General features: G+C 36.3%; 10 protein-coding genes. 1 reads left to right on the top strand and 9 read right to left on the bottom strand.

The genetic code is table 11. The features are described 5' to 3' along the window. Window positions 1-2: 2 nt before the first annotated feature. The 7 genes from M0Q20_RS01325 to gltB form a co-directional block, all read right to left on the bottom strand. Window positions 3-1,019, bottom strand: coding sequence for a hypothetical protein (locus M0Q20_RS01325; RefSeq protein ID WP_295057998.1), 1,017 nt, complete (start codon window positions 1,017-1,019; stop codon window positions 3-5). Between the two features lie 10 nt (window positions 1,020-1,029). Next, a complete protein-coding gene (dksA, locus tag M0Q20_RS01320; RefSeq protein WP_295057995.1) occupies window positions 1,030-1,380 on the bottom strand; it encodes an RNA polymerase-binding protein DksA in 351 nt (116 codons plus the stop codon). A gap of 9 nt (window positions 1,381-1,389) precedes the next feature. Further along, window positions 1,390-1,848, bottom strand: a complete 459-nt coding sequence (locus tag M0Q20_RS01315) for a 23S rRNA (pseudouridine(1915)-N(3))-methyltransferase RlmH (protein WP_295057992.1) — start codon at window positions 1,846-1,848, stop codon at window positions 1,390-1,392. Beyond that, on the bottom strand, window positions 1,845-2,408 hold the full coding sequence (locus M0Q20_RS01310) for a thiamine phosphate synthase (protein WP_295057989.1): 564 nt from the start codon (window positions 2,406-2,408) through the stop codon (window positions 1,845-1,847). The genes M0Q20_RS01315 and M0Q20_RS01310 overlap by 4 nt, the downstream gene beginning before the upstream one ends. Further along, window positions 2,408-3,253 carry an acetyl-CoA carboxylase, carboxyltransferase subunit beta gene (gene accD / locus M0Q20_RS01305; RefSeq protein WP_295057986.1) on the bottom strand — a complete coding sequence of 282 codons (846 nt, stop codon included), beginning with the start codon at window positions 3,251-3,253 and terminating at the stop codon, window positions 2,408-2,410. The genes M0Q20_RS01310 and accD overlap by 1 nt, the downstream gene beginning before the upstream one ends. A gap of 114 nt (window positions 3,254-3,367) precedes the next feature. After that, entirely contained in the window at window positions 3,368-4,753 is a 1,386-nt protein-coding gene (locus tag M0Q20_RS01300) for a glutamate synthase subunit beta (protein ID WP_295057984.1), read from the bottom strand. A gap of 2 nt (window positions 4,754-4,755) precedes the next feature. Further along, window positions 4,756-9,195, bottom strand: a complete 4,440-nt coding sequence (gltB, locus tag M0Q20_RS01295) for a glutamate synthase large subunit (RefSeq protein WP_295057981.1) — start codon at window positions 9,193-9,195, stop codon at window positions 4,756-4,758. 177 nt (window positions 9,196-9,372) lie between these two features. Here gltB and recO point away from each other — a divergent pair, with 177 nt between their 5' ends. Beyond that, a complete protein-coding gene (gene recO / locus M0Q20_RS01290) occupies window positions 9,373-9,993 on the top strand; it encodes a recombination protein RecO (RefSeq protein ID WP_295057979.1) in 621 nt (206 codons plus the stop codon). Between the two features lie 17 nt (window positions 9,994-10,010). Here the strand turns inward: recO and dsbD are convergent, their stop codons facing one another. After that, on the bottom strand, window positions 10,011-11,714 hold the full coding sequence (dsbD, locus tag M0Q20_RS01285) for a protein-disulfide reductase DsbD (protein WP_295057976.1): 1,704 nt from the start codon (window positions 11,712-11,714) through the stop codon (window positions 10,011-10,013). Window positions 11,715-11,791: 77 nt separating this feature from the next. Further along, window positions 11,792-12,006, bottom strand: a 215-nt coding sequence (locus M0Q20_RS01280) for a redoxin family protein (RefSeq protein ID WP_366933640.1), incomplete at its 5' end; no start/stop codon positions are given.

Genomic DNA, 12,006 nt, shown 5'->3' with positions numbered 1-12,006 from the left:
AATTACATAAAAAGATTGATATCAAAATGTTTTCCACAATCTCTTAGTGAACTATAAGCTTTAAATGACATATACTCATTAGGCTGCGAGATATCCAAAATATCTTTAGCAGGTGAGAGCATCTCTAAATCAAAAAGAGTAAACAGATACGCTTCCATTGCTATTTCATTCTCATTGCTTAATGTCTCAAACAGTTTTATTCTCTGCTCCGGAAGCATTGATTTGGAGAGTTTTTTTGAAGCCTCTATATACTCTTTTTGCTCTAGTTTTAAATCATTAAAAAGAGATATAAGAGAGTCATTTGATACCTCTAAAGTATGCTCATCAGCATTAATTCTTGATAATATCTCAAAAAATGCATCTTTGCTAAGAGCACTCTTATATTTTTCTATTGCATATAGCGGTGCGTGCTTTACAAAATCTACATACACCTCTTTACGCAGACTAATATCATACTTGTTTTTGTCACTCAAAATATCCTCGGCACTTATATCGCCTTTTTTATATCTATTTCTATCATTTTGAATAACTAGTGCATTAGACGGCAAAAGAGAGTACTTTCTAATATCGACTGCTTCGCCGTTTCTAATCTTGTTTATTAGAGTAAGAACCTCTTTTAATTTTTTATTATCAATATTAGCATCAAACTCTCCAACCGGAAAAATTGTTGCATTATCGACAAGCGAGCCAAGGAGCTTGTATCTATCTGTTTTAAAAGAGTGAGAGCGCTCCTTTTTACCAAGATAAGCATCTACAATCGCATCTACTATTCTTTCGTAATCTTTCTCATATTTACGTTTCTTCAAAGTATCCATAAGTGAGTAAAAAAGCATATGAACAACACTTGCAAGGTATAGTATAATCATCGGTACAACTACCCACAATGCAATAGAAAATGATGGCATTGTTGAACCGAAAAACTCAAAGCTAATGCTCTCTTGAGTTATAAAAGCGTAAATATACCACCCTATCAAAACAATTAATGCTAGTGCCGCCATCGTGTATCTTTTAATATACATCTTTTACTCCTTATTTTGCTTTTTCTACAATCTCTCTACAATCAATACAGTATATCGCATGAGGCTTAACTTTTAACCTTTGAAAGCCTATTGTATCTTCACACATCTCACATATACCATAATCACCCGATGTGATTTTTCCTAAAGTTACATTGATTTCTCTTAGCTCTTTTTCTTGTTGCTTCACAATTGCGTTTTCTACCATAGAGCTGTTACCAACCGATGCATGATCGCCCTCATCATTAAGCTCCAATGAATTTAACTGGCTTAGTTCATCATTAACACTATCGATATTTTTAATTATCTGTTCTTTTCTACTCTCTAAAATTTCTTTAAAGTATTTTAACTCGCTAGCTTGCACTTGCTTTCCTTATTTGTGATATGGATGGTTGCTTAAAATTGAAAATCCTCTATAAATTTGCTCAAGCAAAACAGCTTTTGCAATCTTATGACTCATAGTAATATTTCCTAAACTTATAACGATGTCGCTTTTTTTCAAAAACTCATCCTCAAAGCCGTAAGCCCCTCCTATGAAAAATTTAATCGCAATTTTACCATCTAATAGCTTACTAAATTCATAACTATCGATTATTTTTCCCTCAGGATGTAATATTACGTTAAAACCTCTAGAAATATATGGCTCTAAAATTTTTGAATAAGCCTGCTGTGAAGCTCTAGGTGATATGGTGTGTGCTTTTGTTACATCTTTGTTAAAAAGTTCAATATCATCCACTTTTGCAAAACGAGAGATCATCTTTGTGAGTTCTTTGTAGAGAGGATCAAAAGTTGTGTTCTCTTTTTTAGCAATTGAGACTATCTCTATATTCACGGAATAAGTCCACTTCCAATAACATGATATGTAACATGAGAGAAGTTATCATTTTTTTTCACACCCCCGATAGCGGCTACAAAATGCTTAGAGTATGAAGCAATCTCATCTAACTTCTCTCCTAGAGTAGTAGATATATTGTTTTTTGTCTCTGTCTCTCTGTATGCACCTAAGCCTATATAGTTCAACTCCATCTCATTTGCTTGTAGCACCTCTTCTTTATTGTGGGTTGAAATACCTAGAATCTTATCTCTTTTAATAACGTCTCTTAAAATTTTTACGGCTTTTAGCGGATCTGTGTCAATTGCTCTTAAGTCATCTTGTCCTACATGAACTCCATCACAAAAATCTATAAGCTCATATGTATCATTGACAATTAAAAAACCGCTATAGAGCTTTCTGATTTTGATAAGTTGCTGTTTTACAAATGCGATATCTGCACTTTTATTTCGGTACTGAATTATCTCCGCATTTTGCTCTTTTGCAATGCGGATATACTCTTCTAACAAAACTCCTCTTCTATCAAGAAGGCCTTGATCACATAGTGCGTAAAGTCGCATTATGCAACTTTTAGAAGTGTTAGAAGGTCCGAGAGTGTTTTTTTAAGATTGTTTCTATTTACAATCATATCTATTGAGCCCTTCTCAAGCAAAAACTCTGCTCTTTGAAATCCATCAGGAAGAGCAGAACCGATTGTCTGCTCAATTACTCTTTGACCGGCAAAACCGACTAAAGCACCCGGTTCGGCAATTACTATATCGCCCAATGTTGCAAAGGAGGCACTTACTCCACCCATTGTAGGATCAGTAAGTACCGAAATATATAAAAGTTTATGAGTTGCAAGTTTTGCTAAAGCTGCTGATGTTTTACTCATTTGAAGAAGAGAAAATGTACTCTCTTGCATTCTTGCTCCACCACTTGCACTGAGTATTATCAAACCCTGCTTCTTCTCTATGGCACGATTTACCGCACGGACAATTTTCTCGCCCTCTACAGAGCCTAAAGAGCCACCCATAAAAGCAAAATCAAAGATTACAAGCTGTGCAGGAACTCCGTTCATCTCACACTCACCGCTTACAACAGATGAAGTTTTACCTGTTTTAGCCTCTGCATCTTCAAGTCTTTTTTTGTAAGATATTTTATCGGTAAATTTTAGTGGGTCAACCGGTTTTAAGTTAGCATCATGCTCTACAAAGGTTCCCTCATCAGCTAAAAGTTCAATTCTCTCCTTTACGCCGATTCTGATATGGTATCCACACTTGGGACATACATGTCTTTGGTTTTCAACCTCTTTATAGTACATTAGTGATTGACATGATTTACACTTTACCCAGTGCGCAGGAGCTTCACTTTTAACCGGTTCTTTTGTGCTTTTGTTTCTAGAAAAAATGCTAAGTAAATTCAAAAATTATCCTTTTATATATAATGGCGGAAATTATAGCTAATTTATACTTTATTTTATAATTTTCAATAGTAAATTGTCTCCATATATAAAAAATATATATGGAAAAACATAGCTCTATTTAAGCAGAGATTTCACCATGCTTCTTGCTGCTTCACGCCCATCATATGCCGCTGTTACGACCAAATCTGCACCTCTGTAACAATCACCTCCTGCATAAATTCCCGCAGTTGTAGTTTCGTGGGTTTTTTCATCTACAATAATGCCGCCCCACTTGTTTGTTTCAATACCGTTTTCGTGCAAAAACGATGGAACTTCAGGGTCAAATCCTAGCGACATAATTATGATATCGGCATTTACTCTAAATTCACTTCCCTTTATCTCTTCAATCTTTTGACGTCCGCTATCATCTTTTGTGCCCAATGTTGTTTTTATGACTTCAACAGCAACAGCACTGCCTTTGTCATTTAAGAGTATCTCTTTAGGGGAGACAAAAAATGAAAAATCCACACCCTCTTCCACAGCGTTTTTATACTCTTTTTGACTTCCTGGCATATTATTAGAATCTCGGCGATAGAGACAAGTCACACTCTTTGCACCCTCTCTTTTAGCTGTTCTTAAACAATCCATTGCCGTATCTCCGCCACCAATGACTACAACACTCTTATCTCTAAAGTCAAATTTTTTATCGTAAGAGAGCTTAAAATTTTTCCTCTGTATTGCTGTGAGGTAATCCATTGCTCTGTAAACATTTGGTGCTTGTTCGCCGTTTATGGAAGCTCTTTTGGCTTTTGTTGCGCCAACTCCTATAAACATTGCGTCATGCTTATCTGCAATCTCTTCAAAATTGATATCTTTGCCCACCTCGCAATTAAGAACAAGCTCCATACCAGCTTCAACAAGAAACTTTACACGACGCTCAACTATTTTTTTATCCAATTTAAAATTTGGAATGCCGTAAGTCATAAGCCCACCTGCCCTGTCACTTCTCTCATACATGGTTACTCCAATGCCTGAGCGCAAAAGATATGTTGCACATGAGAGTCCCGCGGGTCCGCTTCCGATTATTGCAACTTTTTTATCGGTTGTAACTCCCGGAAAATCAGGTTTGTACCCAGCTTTAAATCCCTCTTCGGTAATGTACGTCTCAACAGAGCCTATAGTTATAGCACCATGACCGTCATTAAGCGTGCAATCCCCTTCGCAGAGTCTGTCATGCGGACAAACTCTTCCCATAACTTCAGGAAACGGAGATGGTTCATTTGAGAGCTTAAATGCAAACTCTAAATCTTTTTCACTTACTGCTTTTAGCCACTGCGGGACATAGTTGTGAAGCGGGCACTTATTTAGACAAAACGGGTCTCCACACTGAATACATCTCTGGCTTTGAGTTGCAGCCTCATTATGGTCAAAAACCTCATAAATCTCACCAAAATCTTTTGTTCTCTCCACAACTAATCTTTTTTTAGCTTCTACTCTCTCAGTTGTTAAATACTCTCTCATGATTAATCTCCAATCTCTAAGTTTATAGGCAGTTTAGTTAAATTTTTAGGTTTTACAAGCCAGAAGTTTCTAACCTCTACTCTAAAATTCTCAAGTAGCTCTTTTGCCCTTTTACTCTCAGTCTCAACAATATAATCTTTTAGAAGTTTTTTTAGATAATGTCTAGCCTTATCAGTCTCATCGGTATCTATCCTCACAAGCTCTACAAGCTCACGATTCGCACTTTCAAAAAATTTATGATCCTCATCATACACAAAGCTAATTCCACCCGTCATACCGGCGCCAAAGTTAATTCCTGTACGTCCTAGAATCACGACAACACCGCCAGTCATATACTCACATGCATTATCTCCCGTTCCCTCGACTATTGCGAGTGCTCCGGAGTTACGAACAGCAAACCTCTCGCCCACGCTTCCTGAGATGTATAGTTTTCCGCCTGTTGCACCATAAAGGCAAGTATTGCCGCCCGCAGCAAACTCTTCTCCACTATTTTTAGAGGTTATTACTATTTTTCCTCCATGCATCCCTTTACCTATATAATCATTTGCAACGCCGTTTAAATAAATTGAGACTCCATGAATTAAAAATGCGCCCAAAGCCTGTCCGGAGATGCCTGTTAGGTTGATTCTAATAGTATCTGAATCCAGCCCTTTATCTCCGTAATACTGGGCAATTTCACCGCTAATAAGAGCTCCGAAACTTCTATTTACGTTTGTTATTTTTCTGCTAATTCTAACTGGATGTTCAGGATGCTTAATAGCACTCATAGCCTCTTTTAAAACATCTTTTTCAAAGCTATTATCATCAAAAGGGTGGTTAAATTTCTGCTGATGTGTATTTATGCCATCTTCTTGATGCAAAATTGCACTAAAATCAAATTTCTTAGCAAAACTATCATCTACAATCTTTAGTAAATCACTTCTTCCTATCATCTCCTGCATCGTTTTAAATCCCAAAGAAGCCATAGTTTGGCGAATATCCTCAGCTAGTAGAGTAAAGTAGTTTACAAGTTGCTCAACCTCTCCTTTGTAGAAATCTTTACGAAGCATCTCATTTTGTGTTGCAATACCGACTGAACACTTATTGACATGGCAGATTCTAAGCATTTTACAGCCTACTATTGTTAAGACTCCCGTTCCAAAACCATAACTCTCAGCGCCAAGGAGTGCAGCCTTGATAACATCTAATCCTGACTTAAGCCCTCCGTCTGCTTGAAGCTCAACAACTTCCCTAAGATTGTTTACTTTTAATGCATTATGCGCTTCACTAAGCCCAATCTCCCAAGGATTTCCTGCAAACTTTATGGAAGAAAGTGGTGCGGCACCTGTTCCGCCGTCTCCACCTGAGATAATAATTTTATCGGCATAAGCTTTTGCAACGCCTGCTGCGATAGTTCCAACGCCTATTGTTGAGACCAACTTTACCGCAACTCTTGCTTTTGGATTTACCTGTTTTACATCAAAAATAAGCTGTGCTAAATCCTCAATTGAGTATATGTCATGATGCGGAGGCGGCGAGATAAGAGTAACTCCGGGTATAGTGTGGCGAAGTTTTGCAATAAGTGCTGAGACTTTATGTCCGGGAAGCTGACCGCCTTCACCGGGTTTTGCACCCTGTGCTACTTTTATCTGAATCTCCTCGGCACTTCTTAGGTATGCAGGAGTAACTCCAAAACGCCCTGATGCAACTTGTTTTATCTTTGAATTTCTATCAGTACCGAAACGCTCGGGATCTTCTCCTCCCTCTCCACAATTAGATTGTGCTCCGATTCTATTCATAGCTATTGCAATCGTCTCATGCGCTTCCGGAGAGATTGAACCCAAACTCATAGCAGCAGAAGCAAACCTTTTAAATATCTCCTCTTTTGGCTCAACTTCTGAGATATTAATCGGTTTTCTATCAGATTTTATATCAAAAAAATCACGGATAAACTTTAATCCTCTTTTGTTTACCAAATCTCTTAATTTTTCATAATCTTTTTTACTTCCACTCTGTGCAGTTGCATGAATTGCATGAATAATAGCAGGACCAAAATCATGATGCTCTTGCTCATTATAAAACTTATAGTATCCACCGATATTTAGAGGAAAAATTCTATTGAATCCGTTCTCTTGAAAAGCTTGCTCATGATACTTTGTTAGCCTCTCATCTATGTCACTATACTCAAGCCCGTTTAATGCAGAGTTTGATGCACTAAAACACTCCTCTACTATCTCGCGGCTAAGACCTATAACATCAAAGAGAGCCGAGTTTCTGTAAGATGCAATAGTAGAAATTCCCATCTTAGACATAATTTTAAGTATTCCTGCATTTAATGAATTATGTACGGCTTTTAATGCATCGCTGCACTCAACTGTAATAGCATTAGATCTCTTTGTGTGCGCAATAACCGTCTCTGCTAATAACTTCGGATGCAGTGCATTCGCACCATAGCCGATAAGAACTGCCGCACTGTGAGAGTCATAGACCTCGCAACTTACAGCTACCATAGATGCAAGATGACGAACTTTTGCTCTTAATAGAGCCGAATTTAAGCGTCCAATAACCATAGCCATTGGAATTATTTTATTTTTTTTATTAAATTCGCTATCGTCTAGTATGATGATTCTCGTACCCTCATCTTTTACTGACTTAACAACACTCTCAACAAGAGAGTCTAGTGACTTTTTCAAATCACTCTCATATGCGGTAGAGAATGTTTTGTTGCAGTAAAAATCCTGATAGCTAGGGGATTTTTTATCTCCAAAAGATTTTAAGATATTTAACTTCTCGCTTGTAATGATAGGAGAGATTGATTTAAGACGGTGCGCATGAAACGGAACTTCATCAAGTATATTATGAATCTCGCCAAAACCCGTATTTAAGCTCATAACCACTTTTTCCCTAATCGGATCAATCGGAGGATTTGTTACTTGAGCAAACTTCTGCTTAAAAAAGTCGCTAAAGGCTCTTTGTTTATTTGAAAATGCAGCCAAAGGAGTATCATCTCCCATAGATCCAACAGCCTCTTTACCTTCAAGTATCATAGGCTCTATAACCTGCTCTATAACTTCATGAGTGATATTGAAGTATCTCTGTCTGGTAATTAGCTCCTCTTTTGTATATTTTGAGTCTGACATGTACTGATCTACGACATGCTCTTGAAGATAAATCATATGCTCATTTAGCCACTTCATGTATGGGTTTGAGCTTTTGAGGTAGTCGTTTATCTCACTATTTTTAAATATTTTTCCAAATTTGAGATCAACACCTATCATCTCTGCTGATTGAAGACGACCCCTCTCTTTTATATCCTTCTCAGCAATATCAATAACGCCATACTCACTTGCAATAAGCAAAGTATCATCTTTTGTGATGATGTATTTTGATGGACGAAGCCCATTTCTATCAAGAACACAACCTAAGTATCTACCATCAGTTACACAAAAAGCAGCAGGACCGTCCCACGCTTCAAAAACAGTTGATTGAAACTCATAAAACGCACGAAGTTCAGGGTCCATGTGTGGAGCGTTTTGCCAAGCTGCAGGGATTAGAGCACGAGTAGCTTTAAAAAAATCCATACCGTTTACAAGCAAAAACTCAAAAAAGTTATCCGCTGAAGCACTATCAGATGAGTCCACTTGCAAAATAGGGAGTACTCTTTGAATCTCTTCATCGGTAAAAACTTCACTCTTAATCGACTCAGATTTTATCTCAACATTGAAGCGATTACCCTCTACTGAGTTAATCTCTCCATTGTGTGCTACTGCACGAAACGGCTGTGCTAGCTTCCACTGAGGAAGAGTGTTTGTTGAAAATCTTTGATGAAAGAGTGAAAAAGATATCTTAAAACTCTTATCTTGTAAATCTTCGTAAAACTCTTTTATATGCGTAGGCATTACAAGCCCTTTATATGAAAGAACTTTTGAGCTCATAGATGCTATATAGAAATCTTTATCATCAACAAGCTTATGTTCACTCTCTTTTCGTGAGAGATATAGAAGTGCTTCAAATCTATTTGTAGCCATGATGGAGTTTGGAGTTATAAATAGTTGAACTATCTTTGGAAGAGAAAGAAGCGCTTGTTCTCCAAGAGCGTTAGTATTTACCGGAACAAATCTGCGAAGAACAACTTTTAAATCATTAGCTTCACAAATATCTTCTAAAATATCTAAGTTTGCTAAATCTTTTGTAAAAACAGAAGCTATGGCAAAGAGTTTTGGTAACTCAACTCCATTTTTCTTAGCCTCTTTATGAAGAAACTCTTTAGGGAGAGAGAAGAGCAAACCGCTTCCGTCGCCTGTTTTTCCATCGGCTGCTACTGCACCGCGATGCATCATTCTCTCTAGTGCAGTTACTGCATCATTTAAGACTTTATGCGATGCTCTGTTTTTGATGTTTGCAACAAGCCCAAAACCGCAATTATCTTTAAATGATCTTAATAAATCATGATGTTCAACCATATAAACTCCTAAATTTTAAAATTTTTATAAATTTCTTATAAATTTAATCTCTTTTTAAACAAACTTGTCCTATTTAAGAGATGAGGGTTGCATTATACATTTTAAAGGTTTAAGAAAATATAATAGTGTTATTATTTTTATATTGAAAATAAAATATGTGTATAAAAGAAGCGAATTATGCAAGGATTTATTCTAAATCTAAACAAAGTTAAAGATGAAGATTTAATAGTTACTATCTTATCAAGAGAAAACTTAGATACTCTTTACAGGTTTTATGGCGCAAGACATGGCGTTATCAATCTTGGATTTAAAATCGATTATGAAATAGAGAGCTCTTCTAAATCTACAATTCATAGGTTAAAAGATGTAATACATATTGGATTTAAATGGATAAATGATTATAAACTCCTAAAATTATGGCAAGATTTTTGCGCACTTTTTTATAAGCATCTAAAGGATGCGCAGGAGCTTGATGAGTTCTATTTTGAACTTTTAGACACCGCATCAAAAAATTGGAATAGACAAAACCCAAAAAGAGTAGCAATTGAGTCATATATAAAACTACTCAAGCATGAAGGAAGACTCCATAGTGAGCTTGAGTGTTTTTTATGTTCTGCTCCCATAACAGGAGAGGATGTCTCACTTATACGGGCATTTTTACCGACACACAAAGAGTGCACACACACATTTGGCATTAAAAAGAGTGCTTTTATTGAGCTATTTCAAAACGAATCAACACTCTTTTTAGATGATAAAGATATAGATTATCTGTGGTATATTTTACTTGAGGGGCTTTAATTTAAGTAGTAAATTCGTTATAAAACTTCTTTGACTTTTTGTATATGTTTTATAAAAAGTTCTCTCTCTTTATATCCGGATAGACGATAATTTTTAAGCTCTTTTTTCTTTAAATCAAAAAATATAATACCGGGAGGTCCAAATAGTGAGTATCTCTTTAACATCTCAATGTCAAAATCACTATTTTTGGTAACATCTACCTTAATTCTCTCAAACTCGTTAAGCTCTAAAATAACATCAGCCTTACTAAAAACTTCAGAATTAAGCTCCTTGCAGTTCTCACACCAATCTGCCGTAAAGTAGATCATAACAGGTTTAGATGAGCTTAAAACGGCACTGTTTAGCTCTTTGGCATTAATTGTTTTAAATGTGACCTCGGAAGTTACTGCAGTTATATTTTTAGATGTAAAAGGCTCTAGTGGTGACTTTATACTTTTTGCACCGCCCACCGCACCTAAGATAAGAATAACGCCGTAGATTAAAGCAAGAATAGAGATTAATTTTTTTAACTGCTGCATACGACTTATATCAACACTTTTTATGTTCTCAAAAGGATTCATAAAAATACCTACCGCCACAAGGAGGACTCCCCATAAAAGAAGTATAGTTTGTGCTTCGAGTATTCTAGAGAGAAGCCATATGGAAAAAGCTATCATTGTAAAACCAAAAAATAGTTTTACATCCTCCATCCATACACCTGGCTTAGGTAAAAATTTGCCTGCGCCGGCACCAAGCATAAGAAGCGGAACTCCCATACCAAGACTCATAAAAAATAGGGAGAGTCCCCCTGTAAGCTGATCTCCACTCTGCCCAATATAGATAAGAGCACCGGCTAGAGGCGGCGCAACACAAGGCCCAATAATTAGAGCAGAGAGAACTCCAAGAAGAACTACACTGTAGTATGATTTATCTTTTCCGGATTGTGCTCTGCTATTAAGGAATGATTGAATTTTTTTTGGCATCTGTACTGTAAATGTGCCAAACATTGCCAAACTAAGCATAAAAAATATAGAACTAACAGCTACTATTATCCAAGTCTGTTGAAAAAATGCCTGTATATTAGCTCCAAGAGATGCTGCAATTATCCCAGCTATAGCATAGACAATCGACATAGAAACTACATATGTCAAAGATATAAAAAAGCCCTGCTTTGTGCTTATATTATCTTTTTTACAAATAATAACCGCAGAGAGTATCGGTATAACGGGAAGCATACATGGGGTAAAAGCAAGGAGAAGCCCAAAACCAAAAAAGGTTATCAGAGTAAGAAGCATATTGCTATCTTTAAGCATTTGAGCAATTGTATCCTGCTCGCTTAAAGCATCTTTTGACTCTAACGGAGAGAGAATTTCAATCTTTTTACTACTCTGCTCTTCAATAAGCTTATGCTTTTGTTCAAATGTTTTTAACTCTGAGCACTCATCTTCTTTTGAGCAGAGTTGATAATTTAACAAAATTTTAAACTCTTTGTCACTCTCTCCTTGGATAACTGCTTTTATGTTTAGGTTGTCAAAAAAAACATCTCTATTTTTATACTTAGTTGAGTCTGGATAGAAGATACTGCTTATTTCAACATTGTCGCCTACGACTAAAAAATCAAGGCTCTCCTCTAAAATATAGCTGCCCTCTTCTATTGAGACGCTTAAATCAAAACTGTTTTTATTTTGGGTAATATTTATTGATGCAGCATCACTATTGCTGCTATACGCAACAATAGGCAAAAATATTATAGCTACAATAAAGCGCAGAATATTTTTTCTTAAAATTTTATACCCTTGCAAAACTATATATTTTTATATTATTGATGCGAATTTGCAGTTTTAATAGCTTGCATTACTTTATTGTAATTAGGCTCTTGTCCAACATCTGAGACTATCTCTTGATAGACGATTCTTCCATTTTTTCCAATAACAAAAATTGCTCTAATTAGCAACCCTTTAAGCTCCCCGTCCGTAACAACTACACCATACTTCTCGCCCACTTCTCTATAAGCAAAATCTGAAGATATAGAGA

It is taken from the genome of Sulfurimonas sp. (genome assembly GCF_023229025.1).
Taxonomy (GTDB): domain Bacteria; phylum Campylobacterota; class Campylobacteria; order Campylobacterales; family Sulfurimonadaceae; genus Sulfurimonas.
This window is presented reverse-complemented; position numbering and strand designations above follow the sequence as displayed.